The following is a 15,113-nucleotide window of genomic DNA, read 5'->3' on the forward strand; positions in this document are numbered from 1 at the left end:
AAGTTTACAAAATTTTACAAATTTACAATTTAAATTAGTAATTATTTACATAAAAAAGTGATGTTTTACAAGGTTTTGTTGGGAAAAATGGCAAAAATGTGAAACTTTTACACGGCAGGGAGAGGTTTGCGTTGAAAAATATAACTCAGACATCTTGCCGGGGATGATCCACTTGAACATGGGAGACAATTCATGAGCGATATCAAAAAACCAGGCATGTCGCGCCGCGGCCTTCTCAAGGCTGGCGCAGTTGGTGGCCTGGTCGCCGCTACTCCAAGCTTCTTTATCAAAGATGCCTGGGCGCAAGAATTCCGTAACAATCCGAAAAATTCAGGCGAACTCAAGCTTGGCTTTAACGTACCACAATCAGGCCCTTATGCGGATGAAGGGGCGGATGAACTTCGCGCCTACATGCTGGCCGTTAAGCATCTGAATGGTGAAGGTGACGGTGGTATGCTGAACACATTCAAGCCATCCATGCTGACCGGTAACGGTGTTCTTGGCAAAAAAGTGACCTACTCTACTGGCGATACGCAGACGAAGTCTGATGCCGCACGCGCGTCGGCAAAACGCATGATCGAGAAAGATGGCGTGCTGATGGTGACCGGCGGGTCTTCCTCTGGTGTGGCTATCGCGGTGCAATCCCTCTGCCAGGAACAGGGCATCATTTTTATGGCGGGTCTGACCCATTCCAACGATACCACGGGTAAAGACAAGCGCCGCTATGGTTTCCGCCACTTCTTCAATGCCTATATGTCCGGGGCCGCACTGGCACCGGTGCTGAATAAAGAATATGGATCCGATCGCCGGGCCTATCACTTGACAGCGGACTATACCTGGGGCTGGACACAGGAGGAATCCATCAAGAACTCCACCGAAGCACTTGGCTGGGAAACCGTCAATACGGTCAAGACGCCTGTCGGCGCTGGTGACTTCTCGCAATATATCACGCCGGTTCTCAATTCAGGTGCGGACGTTCTTATCCTCAACCACTACGGTAAGGATATGGTCAACTCACTGAGCCAGGCCGTACAGTTCGGCTTGCGTGAAAAACAGGCCAACGGCAAGAATTTTGAAATTGTTGTGCCGCTCTTTTCGCGTCTGATGGCGCAAGGTGCAGGCGATGCGATCAAGGGTATTCTTGGAACAACGAACTGGAATTGGTCCTTACAGGATGAAGGATCACAGGCGTTTGTTCAGTCTTTCGGTGCGGAATATGGGGCACCGCCGTCAATGGCAGCCCATACCTGCTATGTCCAGACATTGCTTTATGCAAACGCCTGCGAGATGGCTGGTACATTCTATCCGCCGGAAGTCATCAAGCAGCTTGAGGGCTTCAATTTTGACGGCATGGGCAACGGCCCGACACTTTATCGTGCAGAAGATCATCAATGCTTCAAGGATGTTCTTGTGGTGCGCGGTAACGAAAACCCGAGTAGTCAATTCGACCTCCTGAAGGTGGTTGATATTACCCCGCGGGCCCAGGTTGAGTATGACTGGACCATTTTCGGCGGATCTCTTGGTCCGTATGAAGTAAAAATGTAGTTTCTATTACCGCACGCGGGTTGGCAGATGTCGGGAGGGCAGCCAACCCGCGAACTTTTGCAATGGATTAGCCGGCAATAAAACTTGCGGGATTGTTTGGGGTAGGTTTCATGGATGCCATTTTTATTCAAATATTAAATGGACTGGATAAAGGGGCGGCTTACGCCCTGATTGCGCTTGGCTTGACACTGGTGTTCGGAACATTGGGAATTGTGAATTTTGCCCATGGCGCATTGTTTATGCTTGGAGCATTTTGCGCCGTTACCTTTCAGAAGCTTGTCACTTTATCGGTTAAGGTTCGTGATGAAGGGATTACGGCGTTCGTTGCCTACAAGGAGCAGCCTTACCTCGAAACCTGGTTTGGCGACACTGGTCGGATAATTATTGATTATTCCGTCCCACTTTCCATCATGCTGGCCATCCCATTCATGTTGCTGGTCGGCTATGTCATGGAGCGGGGACTGATCAAGCATTTCTACAAGCGTCCTCATGCAGAGCAAATTCTGGTTACCTTTGGCCTTGCAATCGTTATTCAGGAAATCATCAAGGCTTATTTTGGCGCCAACCCGATACCGCAGCCCGCGCCTGAAATTCTGGCGGGCAGCGCGAATGTTGGCTCCTGGGTCGGGCTTGGCAATAACCTCGTCTATCCGTGGTGGCGCCTTATCTACCTCTGCTTTTCCGGTGCGGTCATTTTCGCGGTGTTCGCGTTCTTGCAGTTCACCACCTATGGCATGGTGGTCCGCGCCGGGATGCGCGATCGCGAAACCGTCGGGATTCTCGGCATCAATATTGAGCGTCGCTTTACTATCGTTTTTGCCATCGCCGCCGTCGTCGCCGGTGTCGCCGGCGTAATGTACACGCCAATCCTTCCGCCTGATTATCATCTTGGTATGGAGTTTCTGGTGCTTTCCTTCGTTGTTGTGGTCGTCGGCGGCATGGGGTCGCTAGGGGGGGCGGTGTTTGCCGGTTTCCTGCTGGGTGTTGTGCAGTCTTTTGCCTCTATGAATGAAGTAAAGGAGATTTTTCCGGGGATCGACCAGATCATTTTATATCTCGTCGCTGTTGTAATCTTACTGGTCTTGCCACGTGGGCTTATGGGCCGGGCTGGAGTTATGGATGACTGATACCAAGAAGCCGCTACTTAATGACACATTTATCGTGATCATTTTTGCCGCCGCCATCTTGGCGATGCCGATCTGGCTGGATCCTATTGGCGGCAACTATCCGGACCTGCTGCAGAAATTTGCCATTTACGGAATTTTCGCCATTGGCTTTAATATCCTTTTCGGTCTGACCGGATATCTTTCTTTCGGTCACGCAGCTTTTCTCGGTGTCGGGTCGTATGCCGCTGTCTGGTCGTTCAAGCTGTTGACGATGAACGTCATTCCGGCCGTTATTTTTGGCGTCCTGTTCGCAGGAATTCTTGCGGCGGTTATCGGCTTTCTAAGCCTGCGCCGATCGGGCATTTACTTCTCAATCCTCACGCTGGCCTTTGCCCAGATGTCCTATAATCTCGCCTATTCAGTACTAACGCCGATTACAAACGGGGAAACGGGGCTGCAATTGGCCCGATCCGATCCACGCATCCTGGATCACCTGTTCTCAGACAGCCAGGCATCGGCGGGACTACCGAGCACGGACTTGTTCGGCGAAACGATGAGCGGTTATCCCGGCTTTTATTTCTGTGCCGTTCTGTTGATTATCTGTTTTTACATCTCCATGCGGATATTCCGCTCTCCTTTTGGCCTGATGCTGAAAGGGATCAAGTCCAACCAGAACCGAATGAAATATACGGGCCTGAACACACGCCCCTACATGCTGACGGCGTTCATAATCTCCGGCATGTATGCCGGGTTGGCGGGGAGCCTGCTTGCGGTCACGGATCCATTGGCCGGCGCTGAAAGAATGCAATGGACTGCCTCGGGTGAAGTCGTGTTGATGACAATTCTCGGCGGCGCCGGCACGCTTGTCGGGCCGATGCTGGGCGCAGGCTTGATCAAGTATTTTGAAAATATCTTCTCTGCCTTCGATGACAATGTGCTTGCACAGGCCTTCTCCTTCCTGCCCGACAGCGTCGTCGAGTTTGTCGTGCCGGTGGTGGGCCTATTTGTCGGCAGTGGTTGGCATCTGACTTTGGGCCTGTTGTTTATGGTCATTGTGATATTCCTGCCCGGCGGGCTCGTGGAAGGATTCCGCCGTGTCGTCAATTATTTCAGGTCAGGTGGAAACGCGAAGCAACAATCCGTGGAAGCGCAAAATCAGGCTGGCGAGTAAAAGGAAATATCATGGGCGATCTCGTTCTTCATCTGGATAATATCAATAAAAGCTTTGGCGGCCTCAGTGCTCTGTCCGATGTCAATCTGCATGTGGAGGAAGGGACGACGCATGCCATCATTGGCCCCAACGGAGCGGGAAAATCAACGCTTCTGAATGTTTGTATCGGCCGGCTGAAGCCGGATACAGGGAAAGTGACCTTTGCGGGTGAGGTTCTAACCGGCAGGCAACCGCATGAAATTGCCCAGCTTGGCGTTGCCCGAGTTTTTCAGACGCCAGAGATTTTTCAGGAAATGACGCTGCTTGAGAATGTAATGATTCCGGCTCTTTCCCATCGCGACGGGGCTTTTCGGCTGAACGCAACTGAACTTCTAAGCAAGCAGGGGGAAGTCCGCGAAGAGGCAGAACATATCCTTGAAGATGTCGGGTTAAAGGACATGATGATGGTCGAGGCGGCAAGCTTAAGCCGGGGTGACAAGCGCAGGCTGGAGCTCGGCATGTGTCTTATCTTGCGGCCACGTCTTTTGCTGCTCGACGAGCCGACTGCAGGCATGGCACGCCATGACACCAACCAGACCATTGAACTGTTAAAGAAGATCAAGTCTCGCGGGATGACAAAAGTGATTATTGAGCACGACATGCATGTTGTCTTCAGTCTTGCGGACAAGGTCAGTGTGTTGGCGCGCGGACAGATTATAGCAGGCGGAGATCCGCAGAGTGTACGTGAGGATCCGAAGGTCAAGGAAGCGTATTTGGGAGGGACCACTTAATGTCTGAGACCTCAGAAGCAATGCCATATTTCAGTGTAAAGGATATTCACGCCTATTATGGTGAATCCTACATTGTGCAAGGGGTTTCCTTCGACGTTGAAGAGGGGGATATCGTTGCGTTGCTGGGGCGGAATGGTGCCGGAAAAACATCTACATTGCGGGCGCTTGCCCGCGTCGACAGCCCCTCTTTGAAGCGCGGAGAGATCTATCTTAATGGTAAGGCGATTCATCCCCTCAAGGCATATCAAGCCGCGCAAGCAGGTGTCCAGCTTGTTCCGGAAGACCGCCGCATTATTGGCGGGCTGACGGTGGAGGAGAATTTATTGCTTTCCCAGGTAGCGGAACCGAAAGGGTGGGAAATAGAGCGTATTTATGACCATTTCCCGCGTCTTGGCGAAAGACGGAACCAGGATGCCGTTACTATGTCTGGTGGAGAGCAGCAGATGCTGGCAGTTGCCAGAGCGCTTGCGCGTGATGTGAAATTGTTGTTTCTTGATGAACCCTATGAAGGCCTCGCGCCGGTCATTGTTCAGGAAATCGAGAAAATTCTACTCGAAGTTAAAAACCTCGGGATTACCACGATTATTGTTGAACAGAATGCAGTTGCGGCGTTACAGCTTGCCGACAAGGCGCTCATCCTGGACATGGGGCAAATTGCCTTTCGCGGCACCGCGCAGCAAGTGCTGGAAGACCAGGAATTGCGGCATGAATATCTCGCGATTTGACGGCGGAAATTCAGTATTTTCTGACATTTAGGTTGTATTTAGATGGAGACGAACGCATAAATATCCTGTCACATACTGCCGAAAATTAAACATTGAAAAAACTGTATGTTGGGTGAAAGGACTTAGTAGGATGTCAGCAAAGGATCTATATCCCGTACCTCAGGAACTTGCAAAGACAGCTTGGGCCGATAAGACGAGTTATCAGGCGATGTACCGTGCGTCGGTTGAAGATCCCGATGCTTTCTGGGGCGAGCATGGAAAGCGGATTGACTGGATTAAACCCTACACCAAAGTGAAAGATGTTTCCTTTGCAAAGGACGACCTGCATATCAAATGGTTTTATGACGGGACCTTGAACGTCAGCTACAACTGTCTTGATCGTCACCTTGAAACGCGTGGCGATAGTCCCGCCATTATCTGGGAGGGGGACGATCCAAATGACGATAAAACCCTGACGTATCGCGAATTGCATGCCGAGGTATGCAAGTTTGCCAATGTGCTCAAGGCTCAAGGCATCAAAAAAGGGGACCGCGTGACCCTGTATATGCCGATGATCGTCGAGGCCGCGGTTGCCATGCTCGCCTGTACACGCATCGGTGCCATTCATTCGATCGTGTTCGGCGGATTTTCCCCAGATGCTCTGGCCGGTCGAATTAGGGATTGCAAATCGAATTGCGTGATTACCGCGGATGAAGGAGTTCGCGGAGGGCGGCCGATACCCCTCAAGGCCAATACGGATGCGGCGCTGGCGGATTGCCCCGACTGCACGACATGTATTGTTGTCAAGCGCACTGGCGGGACTATTAACTGGGTCGACGGCCGAGACGTCTGGTACCACGAGGCAATGGACAAGGTCGATGCCGTTTGCCCGCCCGAGGAAATGAACGCGGAAGATCCACTTTTTATTCTGTATACCTCCGGGTCTACTGGCCAGCCGAAGGGCGTGTTGCACACAACGGGTGGCTATATCGTCTACGCGGCCATGACTCACCGGTACGTGTTTGACTACCACGATGGCGATATTTACTGGTGTACAGCCGATGTCGGCTGGGTAACAGGTCATAGCTATATCATTTACGGACCCCTTGCGAATGGCGCAACGACCTTGATGTTTGAAGGGGTGCCGAACTATCCGACGGTCTCCCGCTTCTGGGAGGTATGCGACAAACACAACGTCAATATTTTCTATACGGCGCCGACAGCGATCCGCGCCTTAATGCGTGACGGTGATGAACCGGTCAAGAAGACATCCCGCAAATCGCTGCGGTTGCTGGGGTCTGTCGGTGAGCCAATTAATCCGGAAGCCTGGCGTTGGTATTATGATGTCGTTGGGGAGGGGCGCTGCCCGATCGTCGATACCTGGTGGCAGACGGAGACAGGCGGTATTCTGATCTCGCCGCTGCCAGGCGCTATGGACTTGAAGCCAGGCTCCGCCACACTTCCATTCTTTGGAATAGAACCCGTAATGGTCGATACCGAGGGCGCTGTTCTGGAGGGGCCCTGCGAAGGTATGCTGTGTATCAAGGATAGCTGGCCCGGACAAATGCGAACAGTGTATGGCGACCATGAACGCTTTGTTCAGACCTATTTCAGCAATTTCTCCGGTCTCTATTTTAGTGGTGATGGGGCGAGACGGGATGAAGACGGTTACTATTGGATTACAGGTCGCGTTGACGACGTGATTAATGTCTCCGGTCACCGGATGGGGACGGCCGAGGTTGAGAGCGCGCTTGTTGCACATGAACTGGTGGCGGAAGCGGCCGTTGTAGGATATCCACATGATATCAAGGGGCAGGGGATATATGCCTATGTCACCTTGACCGCAGGGGTTGCCCCGTCAGAGGAATTGCGCGCCGAATTGGTCAAGTGGGTCCGTAATGAAATTGGTCCCATTGCCACACCGGATCTGATTCAGTGGGCCCCCGGCCTTCCTAAAACTCGCTCGGGCAAGATCATGCGACGTATCTTGCGTAAAGTGGCCGAGAATGACTATGCCAGTCTCGGCGACACGTCAACATTGGCAGAGCCCGCGGTAGTTGAAGAACTGATCGAAAACAGGATGAACAAGTAACGCAGCAAACCTGTCCGCCTGTTCCTGCGAGATTGACCAATGACAATATCCTAATAAATGGAGTAATATTGTTCAGCAGGGAACCGAAGAATGAGGGTGCCGACACAGAAGAGCTTCATAAGGAGCCGGGTAATGTCGTCAGCCTATATACGTTCTCGAGATCATCTAGGGAGCAAACGGGAGCATGACTCATACAGTGCTTGTGGTGGAAGACGAGCCGAATATCGTACTGTCTTTACAATTTATTTTGAGGCAAGCCGGGTTTACTGTGCGGGTGGCGCGCGATGGGGAACAGGCACTGCGGGCCGTTGAGGACTATGTGCCCGATCTGGTGATATTGGATATTATGCTGCCCAAGCAGGACGGTTTTGCGGTTTGTGAAGCCATCAGAGCGAATGCGGCCTGTGCGAATGTAAAAATTATCATGCTGTCGGCAAAAAGCCGGGAAGCAGACAAGGAAAGAGCGGTCGCGCTCGGCGCGGATGAATTTGTTACAAAGCCTTTTTCCACGCGTGCCCTTGGCAAGATGGTGAAGGAAATTGTGGCACCGGCGAACACGTCATTAGCACGCTAAGTAAATCTGAAGTTCGGGTTTTGACCATTTGACGGGTGAGGTTGGATGATAAGGACAGGGCGAAAAAAGGAATGGTCAGTTCTTCTGTTCGTCGCCTGTCTTGTCGCCCTCCTGCCGCCGGTTATTGCCCTGTTTGATAGCTCTATCCGTGTATTTGGCATCCCTCTCAGCTATCTGTTCGTGTTTGGAGTCTGGGCTTTCGCAATCGCCATGACGGCGTTGGGCGCAAGGCGGGGACCCGAGAAGGCGATCGGACCGCCAGAAGCGGAAAGGGGAGGGCCCAGCTCGACTGACCCCGGCCGGGGAAAACAGTAATGTCTGGCGGATTGGTCCTCACTGTTTCCATTCTCTATCTGGGGCTCCTTTTCGCCATCGCCCAATTTGTCGACCTTCAGTCTGCGAAGGGACGCCAGCTAACCAGAAACCCCTTTATCTATACCTTATCGATCGGCGTTTATTGTACTTCCTGGACATTTTACGGCAGTGTCGGGCTTGCCGCCACGGAAGGGCTTGGATTCCTGCCGATATATCTTGGTCCGACGCTGGTTTTTGTCCTCTGGTCTGTCGTCTGGGTTAAGATTATCCGTATTTGTAAGGTGCATCGGATAACGTCGATTGCGGATTTTATCGCCTCACGTTACGGCAAGCAGGCGAAATTGGGCGGTTTGGTAACGATCATCGCTGTGGTCGGCACTATGCCCTATATTTCGCTTCAGCTAAAATCCATCGCAACCAGCTTTAGAATCCTCGTCAGCTCTTCGGAAACGGCAATTTTGCATGCCCCGAACGAAGCCATCTTCTTCATCGATACAACGCTGATCGTGGCTATTGCGCTTGCGCTTTTTGCTATTCTTTTCGGGACACGCCATATCGACGCAAGCGAACATCATGAGGGGCTGGTCGCTGCAATCGCCTTTGAATCCGTGGTCAAGCTGGTCACTTTTCTGGCTGTCGGATTCTTCGTCACCTTTGGTCTTTACAACGGATTCGCAGACCTTTTCTCAACGGCCGCGGATAGGGGGCTGGATTCGCTTTTCACGGTTTCCAAGGATAATGACTACAGTGTGTGGATGACAATGACCGTGCTATCCATGGCGGCAATCATCTGTCTGCCCCGGCAGTTTTATATGACAGCCGTGGAGAATCCGGATGAATCATTTCTCCGCAAGGCAACCTGGTTGTTTCCACTCTATCTGCTGGTCATTAATATATTTGTCTTACCAATCGCGCTCGCAGGTCGATTGTCGTTTGGCGGCGCCTCGGCCGATGCGGATATGTTTATGCTGACCGTGCCGCTTTTTCATGACCAGGCGTTTTTGGCGCTCATCGCCTTCATTGGCGGATTGTCAGCGGCAACGTCAATGGTCATCGTCGCCTCGATCGCACTGGCGACGATGGTGTGCAATGACCTTATCATGCCGCTGCTATTGCGCTGGCGTGGCCTCAATATCAACAAGAATGATGACCTGACCGGGTTACTGCTCACCATCCGGCGGGTTAGTATTCTTCTCATTCTGATCCTTGGTTATGTTTATTATCTGATCGCGAGTGAGTCATACTCTCTCGTTACCATAGGCCTTGTCTCCTTTGCGGCGGCGGCACAGTTCGCGCCAGCCATCATAGGCGGCATTTTCTGGAAAGGGGCATCCTATCGGGGGGCAATGACCGGTCTCGCACTTGGTTTTATCGTCTGGCTATACACATTGCTGCTCCCGTCGTTTGCCCAGTCAGGATGGCTTCCAATTAGCTTTATAGAACAGGGACCTTATAGCATTTCACTTTTAAAGCCCTATGCGCTTTTCGGTATGGAAGGGTTTGATCGTCTGACCCATGCCTTGTTCTGGAGCATGTTTTTTAACATCGGGGCATACTGGATCGTCTCCCTGGTGTCTCACCAAACCGCGATTGAACGAATTCAGGGAACGTTGTTTGTCGATGTTTTCGGGCATACAGATGATGAGCGCGACAGCCGTTACTGGCGTGGTTCTGCGACGGTCGCGGACTTGCAGCAACTCGTGGGTCGATTTGTCGGGGTGCAGCGGGCGGCACAGGCATTCGCGGATTTCGCAGCTGAGCGGGACATTAATTTACGTAAAAGTCATTCCGCTGATGCCGCCTTGCTCGACTTTGCGGAGAAAATGCTGGCCGGCGCCATCGGCTCCGCAACGGCCCGGGTGATGGTAGGCTCTGTAGTGAAAGGTGAGATCGTTGGACTCGAAGAGGTGTATCGTATTCTTGATGAAACCAGTCAGGTTATTGAATACAGCCATCGGCTAGAGCAGAAATCAGCAGAACTGGAGCGGGCGACGGCCCAGCTCCGTAACGCCAACGAGCGACTGAAAGAGCTTGATTCCTTGAAGGATCACTTTCTCTCCATGGTGAGTCACGAACTCCGGACCCCCCTGACGTCACTTCGCGCATTTGGCGAAATATTGATAGATAATCCAGAGGTATCACCGGAGGAACGAGAACGGTTTCTGAATGTCATTATCAAGGAAAGCTCACGCCTGACCCGGCTAATTGACCAGCTCCTTGATCTCGCCCGCATGGAAGCCGGACAGATGGACTGGTCGCTGGACACAGTCGATATCGCGGCCACAATACGCGAGGCAATGGCAACGCTTGCCGGTCTGATCAAGGAAAATGAAGTCGAGGTGGAAACGCGAATTCCCGAGGATTTACCATTGGTGCGGGCGGATCGCGACCAACTTATCCAGGTGGTCATTAATCTCGTTTCAAACGCCATTAAGTTCTGTGACAAGGAAAATGGTCATATCGACCTCTCGGTATCCGCAGGAGACGATATGTTGAAGGTGAGTGTTGCCGATAACGGAAAAGGAATTGCGGAGAATATGATGGAGCATATTTTCGAAAAGTTCCATCAGTCGATTGGACGCGATGAAGACAAACCGCAAGGATCAGGGCTCGGCCTTGCCATTTGCCGGGAGATTGTTTCGTTCTTGGGCGGTCATATTTGGGTCACGAACAAGCATGAGGGCGGAGCTGTCTTTGCCTTCACCGTCCCTCGCGCCGATCGTCAGGATATGAGGCTCTCTGCCGAATAGAAACTCATGTATTGGCCCTGTAGATCATGATAAAGCCGATTAGGCAAACCAGGCCCAGAACAATTTTCTTAAAGGTTTTCTGATCAATCAGGTGACGTACCTTGGTTCCCGCCCACATCCCGGCGAAGAGTGGCCCCAGGCCGATGAGGCTGTAGGCAATTTCCGTGGGTTTTAGAAAATTCATGCTTTGCAGGCTGAGCAACAGGAAAATGCTGCCACCAAATAGCATGACGCTGACCGCCGCGATGAACTTTTCCTTCTCCAGGCCAAGCGCAATAAAGAAAAAGACCGGCAACGTCCCAAAAAGCGTTGTTATGCCCCCGATTATACCGGCTGCGAGACCAACCGTTGGGCCAGAAATTCTCTCGTGCGATCCCAGAAAGGAGAAGGAAACGCCAAAATATTCCAGCCCTGAAATTAGGATCAGGAAACTGCCAACCGCGATAAGAAGATACTTCGTGTCGACAGTAGAGAGCATGAACACGCCGATCGGTAATCCAATAAACAATCCCAGCAGCAGTCGCCAGTGCCGTGCGATCGATGTCTTGATATGACCTGACACGATCATCTGAACAAAATTGGTGATAACCATTGGCAACGTCATTATGGCAACCGCCGCAGGCAAGGACATAAAAAAGACGATAATAGGCACCGCGATAGTTGGCAGGCCAAATGCGGAAATGCCCTTAACAAATCCCCCAAGTGCAAAGGCAATGCAGACGACAAGCAGATGGAAAAGATTGAATTCAGGAAGATATTGGGTGATCATGGCTAGGGGCCGCATTCAAAACAAAAAAATCCAGTCAGGGTGGAAATCAATCCTGACAGTTTCAGAAAACTAAGGACCATAAAAACGCATCGCCGCCAACCACTTTGTTGCATTGTCGACGATATAACCTCTAGTTCGGAGAAAAATCTTGAAAGTTTGGGTAATAAGCGGAGACGGCGGAATCGACGGCCTGCAAATGATCGAGCGGGATGTCCCGAAACCCGGCCCTGGAGAAATCCTGGTACGCCTGAAGGCAAACTCCATCAACTACCGCGACCTTGCGACCATAAAAAACGCCGGTGCGCGGGGGATCAAGGGACAGAGAATTCCAAATTCTGACGGCGCGGGCATTGTTGAAGAGGTCGGGCCGGGTGTGACAGCTTTCGCGGCAGGCGATCGGGTCGTCGGAACTTTTTTCCAGAACTGGCTTAGCGGATCGATCCATGACGGTGTAATGCCAAGTGCGCTGGGCGGCCCGATTGATGGGCTGTTGTGCGAATATGCGCTGCTAAAGGAATGGGGCGCGCTTCATGTGCCAGCCCATCTATCCTTTGAGGAAGCGGCGACATTGCCCTGCGCTGGTCTTACGGCTTGGCATTGCCTGATCGATGGCGGAAAGGCGCGGGCAGGGCAAACAGCCCTCCTTCTGGGCACGGGCGGGGTCTCCATTTTCGCGCAACAGATTGCCAATGCCTCCGGTATCCGGACCATTCTGACCTCCAGCAGTGACGAGAAACTCGCTCGGGCGCAATCACTTGGGGCCGATGTGCTGATTAACTATCGAAATCACCCGAACTGGGAAGAGAAGGTAATGGAGGCAACCGACGGCCAGGGCGTTGATCTGGTGGTTGAGGTTGGCGGCGCGGGAACGCTTGAAAAATCCGTTGCGTCGGCGCGTGTCGGCGGGCGCATTTCACTGGTTGGCGTGTTGACGGGCGGTCAGATGGACCCGACGTCCATAATGCGGAAATCCATCACTCTTCAGGGGATATATGTCGGTCCCCGTGATATGTTCGAGCGAATGAACGCGGCTTTAGTACAAAATAAAATTCACCCTGTCATTGACGCCTCGGTTGAATTCAAAGATGCGAAAGAGGCATATCGGATGATGGAAAAGGCCGGCCATTTCGGAAAGATCGTAGTTACCATTTAAGTGCGCATAGAACGCAACAGGAGAAAATTATGAAGTTAGTAAGATTTGGTGAATTTGGCGCGGAGAAGCCCGGTATCCTTGACGAGCAAGGCAACATCCGGGACCTGTCCGGAATAATCCCCGATATTTCCGGCGACGTTCTCACTGATGAGGGGCTGGCTAAATTAAAAGGTCTGGACTTGAATACGCTGCCGACAGTCGTGGGAACCCCGCGAATTGGTCCATGCGTCGGGAGTATCGGAAAATTCGCCTGTATTGGCCTTAACTACTCAGATCACGCGGCTGAGGCCGGCCAGCCCGTGCCGAAGGAGCCCATTCTTTTCATGAAGGCGACATCGGCCGTTTGCGGTCCCAATGATGATGTTGAGATTCCGCGCGGTTCGAAAAAAACGGATTGGGAGGTTGAACTTGCGGTCGTCATCGGCAAGCGCGCCAAATATGTGACGGAGGAGGAGGCCCTCGATCATGTCGCGGGATATTGCGTGGCCAATGATGTCTCCGAGCGTGAATTTCAATCAGAGCGCGGTGGTCAGTGGACGAAGGGAAAGAGCCACGATACCTTCGGCCCTCTCGGTCCATGGCTGGTAACACGCGATGAAGTGCCGGATCCGCAGGCGCTTAATCTTTGGCTGGATGTCGATGGCGTCCGCCGACAGGATGGCAGTACAGCGACCATGATCTTCAGCGTCGCAAAGATTATTTCCTATCTGAGCCAATTCATGACGTTGAATGTTGGTGATGTCATTTCCACAGGCACACCACCTGGCGTTGGCATGGGGCAAAAGCCAAATCCGATATTCCTCAAGCCGGGGCAGGAAATGAAGCTGGGTGTAGAGGGGCTGGGCACACAGCTGCAGAAAACCATTCAGGCTTAAATCATCGGAACTCTGGAAAAGGAACGCTTATCGTGAAACCCGTTCATCAACCCGAAAGTCTTGGATTTGATCCCAAGCGTCTTGAGTATATCACCGATTGGATGAAGCGTTACGTGGACGGTGGGAAGCTCGCGGGGACTCAAACGCTGATAGCCCGCAGTGGTAAAATTGCCTATCACCAGTCAATTGGGCAGGCGGATCGAGAAAGCGGCCTCCCCTGGAAGAATGACACCATGGCGCGGTTCTACTCGATGACCAAGCCAATCACGTCAGTGGCCCTGATGATGTTGTACGAAAAGGGGCTGTTTCATCTGGACGATCCGCTGGAAGAGTTTATTCCGGCTTTCAAGAACATGCAGGTACTCAGGCCACAGGCACGCAGCATTGAGGATACTGAACCGGCGAAGGCCAAGATAACCGTTCACAACCTGCTGACCCATATGTCTGGCATGACATATGGGTTCAATGAAGGCGTCCTCGGTAAGCATTACGACGCCAGCAAGATGGATTTTGGCCCGACACGAGGAAGCCTGGAAAGCCAGATCGAGAAATTGGCGGAGATGCCCCTTCAGTTCAACCCCGGGACGCGCTGGAATTATGGCGTGTCAACCGACGTCGTCGGTCGCCTGGTGGAGATTATTTCGGGACAGGACCTGAAATCATACTTCCATGACAATATTTTCTCACCGCTTGGCATGGTCGATACGGATTTCGGGATTCCAAAAGAGAAGATCAACCGTTATGCCACTGCCTACGGTGCGGACGAGACAGGCGCCCTCATGGTGATGGATCCGGCCGGGAAAAGTGCATTTCGTAAAGAGAACGTCGCCTGTTATTCCGGCGGCGGTGGGTTGATCTCGACCGCCTCGGATTATCTTAAATTCGCGGAGATGCTCCGCTGCCGTGGCGCCTACGACGGTGGACAGCTATTAGGGCCCCGTACAGTTGATTTCATGATGGAAAATCATCTCGATGGCGACCTCGCCCAATATGGCCAGGCGGTTTTCTCGGAGGTATCATTTGTAGGCGTCGGCTTTGGGCTTGGCGGTTGGGTGATGATGGATCCGCCCTTGTCGCAGATGATGGGATCACCTGGGGATTTTGGCTGGGGCGGCATGGCGAGTACTGTATTCTGGGTCGATCCGATGGAAGATATGACAGTTTTGTTCCTTACCCAGTTCATACCGAGCAGCCATTATCCATTGCGAAAAGAACTACGGTCTCTGGTCTATCAGGCAATGGTGGATTAGGCGCGTCCGATGTCGCAAATCTGAAATAAAAATGCAAAA

13 protein-coding genes are annotated in these 15,113 nt (G+C 52.2%); 12 read left to right on the top strand and 1 reads right to left on the bottom strand.

All coding sequences use genetic code 11. The annotated features are described in order from the left end of the window. Positions 1-192 precede the first annotated feature (192 nt). The 9 genes from J0X12_RS10920 to J0X12_RS10960 all read left to right on the top strand — a co-directional run bounded on the left by J0X12_RS10920 (position 193) and on the right by J0X12_RS10960 (position 11,027). Positions 193-1,545: an ABC transporter substrate-binding protein gene (locus tag J0X12_RS10920; RefSeq protein WP_237688102.1), complete on the top strand. Its 1,353-nt coding sequence runs from the start codon at positions 193-195 to the stop codon at positions 1,543-1,545. 110 nt (positions 1,546-1,655) lie between these two features. After that, positions 1,656-2,672 (top strand): branched-chain amino acid ABC transporter permease, encoded by a 1,017-nt coding sequence (locus J0X12_RS10925; protein WP_207045577.1) that lies wholly within the window; start codon positions 1,656-1,658, stop codon positions 2,670-2,672. Next, positions 2,665-3,822 carry a branched-chain amino acid ABC transporter permease gene (locus J0X12_RS10930; protein ID WP_207045579.1) on the top strand — a complete coding sequence of 386 codons (1,158 nt, stop codon included), beginning with the start codon at positions 2,665-2,667 and terminating at the stop codon, positions 3,820-3,822. Before J0X12_RS10925 ends, J0X12_RS10930 begins: the two co-directional genes overlap by 8 nt. 11 nt (positions 3,823-3,833) lie before the next feature. Then, positions 3,834-4,592 (top strand): ABC transporter ATP-binding protein, encoded by a 759-nt coding sequence (locus J0X12_RS10935; RefSeq protein WP_207045889.1) that lies wholly within the window; start codon positions 3,834-3,836, stop codon positions 4,590-4,592. Beyond that, positions 4,592-5,317, top strand: coding sequence for an ABC transporter ATP-binding protein (locus J0X12_RS10940; RefSeq protein WP_207045581.1), 726 nt, complete (start codon positions 4,592-4,594; stop codon positions 5,315-5,317). The genes J0X12_RS10935 and J0X12_RS10940 overlap by 1 nt, the downstream gene beginning before the upstream one ends. 130 nt (positions 5,318-5,447) lie before the next feature. Then, positions 5,448-7,388 (top strand): acetate--CoA ligase, encoded by a 1,941-nt coding sequence (acs, locus tag J0X12_RS10945; protein WP_207045583.1) that lies wholly within the window; start codon positions 5,448-5,450, stop codon positions 7,386-7,388. Positions 7,389-7,572: 184 nt separating this feature from the next. Beyond that, on the top strand, positions 7,573-7,962 hold the full coding sequence (locus J0X12_RS10950) for a response regulator transcription factor (RefSeq protein WP_207045585.1): 390 nt from the start codon (positions 7,573-7,575) through the stop codon (positions 7,960-7,962). Between the two features lie 45 nt (positions 7,963-8,007). Beyond that, the gene (locus J0X12_RS10955; protein WP_207045587.1) at positions 8,008-8,277 is read left to right on the top strand and encodes a hypothetical protein; all 270 of its coding nucleotides are present in this window, start codon (positions 8,008-8,010) and stop codon (positions 8,275-8,277) included. Beyond that, a complete protein-coding gene (locus tag J0X12_RS10960; RefSeq protein WP_207045589.1) occupies positions 8,277-11,027 on the top strand; it encodes a sensor histidine kinase in 2,751 nt (916 codons plus the stop codon). The genes J0X12_RS10955 and J0X12_RS10960 overlap by 1 nt, the downstream gene beginning before the upstream one ends. Positions 11,028-11,031: 4 nt before the next feature. Here the strand turns inward: J0X12_RS10960 and J0X12_RS10965 are convergent, their stop codons facing one another. Beyond that, on the bottom strand, positions 11,032-11,811 hold the full coding sequence (locus J0X12_RS10965) for a sulfite exporter TauE/SafE family protein (RefSeq protein WP_207045591.1): 780 nt from the start codon (positions 11,809-11,811) through the stop codon (positions 11,032-11,034). Between the two features lie 133 nt (positions 11,812-11,944). Between J0X12_RS10965 and J0X12_RS10970 the strand changes: the two genes are divergently transcribed. The 3 genes from J0X12_RS10970 to J0X12_RS10980 are packed head-to-tail and all read left to right on the top strand — an operon-like array spanning position 11,945 to position 15,074. Further along, positions 11,945-12,949 carry a zinc-dependent alcohol dehydrogenase family protein gene (locus J0X12_RS10970; RefSeq protein ID WP_207045593.1) on the top strand — a complete coding sequence of 335 codons (1,005 nt, stop codon included), beginning with the start codon at positions 11,945-11,947 and terminating at the stop codon, positions 12,947-12,949. Between the two features lie 29 nt (positions 12,950-12,978). Continuing rightward, positions 12,979-13,824: a fumarylacetoacetate hydrolase family protein gene (locus J0X12_RS10975; RefSeq protein WP_207045595.1), complete on the top strand. Its 846-nt coding sequence runs from the start codon at positions 12,979-12,981 to the stop codon at positions 13,822-13,824. Positions 13,825-13,856: 32 nt separating this feature from the next. Continuing rightward, positions 13,857-15,074 carry a serine hydrolase gene (locus J0X12_RS10980; protein WP_207045597.1) on the top strand — a complete coding sequence of 406 codons (1,218 nt, stop codon included), beginning with the start codon at positions 13,857-13,859 and terminating at the stop codon, positions 15,072-15,074. Positions 15,075-15,113 lie beyond the last annotated feature (39 nt).

This window comes from Sneathiella sedimenti (assembly GCF_017313765.1).
GTDB classification, from domain to species: Bacteria; Pseudomonadota; Alphaproteobacteria; order Sneathiellales; family Sneathiellaceae; genus Sneathiella; species Sneathiella sedimenti.

Excerpts from the sequence above, each read along its gene's own strand:
- J0X12_RS10935 (WP_207045889.1), top strand. The coding sequence starts at position 3,834 with ATGGGCGATCTCGTTCTTCATCTGGATAATATCAATAAAAGCTTTGGC.
- J0X12_RS10925 (WP_207045577.1), top strand. The coding sequence starts at position 1,656 with ATGGATGCCATTTTTATTCAAATATTAAATGGACTGGATAAAGGGGCG.
- J0X12_RS10920 (WP_237688102.1), top strand. The coding sequence starts at position 193 with ATGAGCGATATCAAAAAACCAGGCATGTCGCGCCGCGGCCTTCTCAAG.
- J0X12_RS10960 (WP_207045589.1), top strand. The coding sequence starts at position 8,277 with ATGTCTGGCGGATTGGTCCTCACTGTTTCCATTCTCTATCTGGGGCTC.
- acs (WP_207045583.1), top strand. The coding sequence starts at position 5,448 with ATGTCAGCAAAGGATCTATATCCCGTACCTCAGGAACTTGCAAAGACA.
- J0X12_RS10955 (WP_207045587.1), top strand. The coding sequence starts at position 8,008 with ATGATAAGGACAGGGCGAAAAAAGGAATGGTCAGTTCTTCTGTTCGTC.
- J0X12_RS10975 (WP_207045595.1), top strand. The coding sequence starts at position 12,979 with ATGAAGTTAGTAAGATTTGGTGAATTTGGCGCGGAGAAGCCCGGTATC.
- J0X12_RS10965 (WP_207045591.1), bottom strand. The coding sequence starts at position 11,811 with ATGCGGCCCCTAGCCATGATCACCCAATATCTTCCTGAATTCAATCTT.
- J0X12_RS10930 (WP_207045579.1), top strand. The coding sequence starts at position 2,665 with ATGACTGATACCAAGAAGCCGCTACTTAATGACACATTTATCGTGATC.
- J0X12_RS10950 (WP_207045585.1), top strand. The coding sequence starts at position 7,573 with ATGACTCATACAGTGCTTGTGGTGGAAGACGAGCCGAATATCGTACTG.
- J0X12_RS10940 (WP_207045581.1), top strand. The coding sequence starts at position 4,592 with ATGTCTGAGACCTCAGAAGCAATGCCATATTTCAGTGTAAAGGATATT.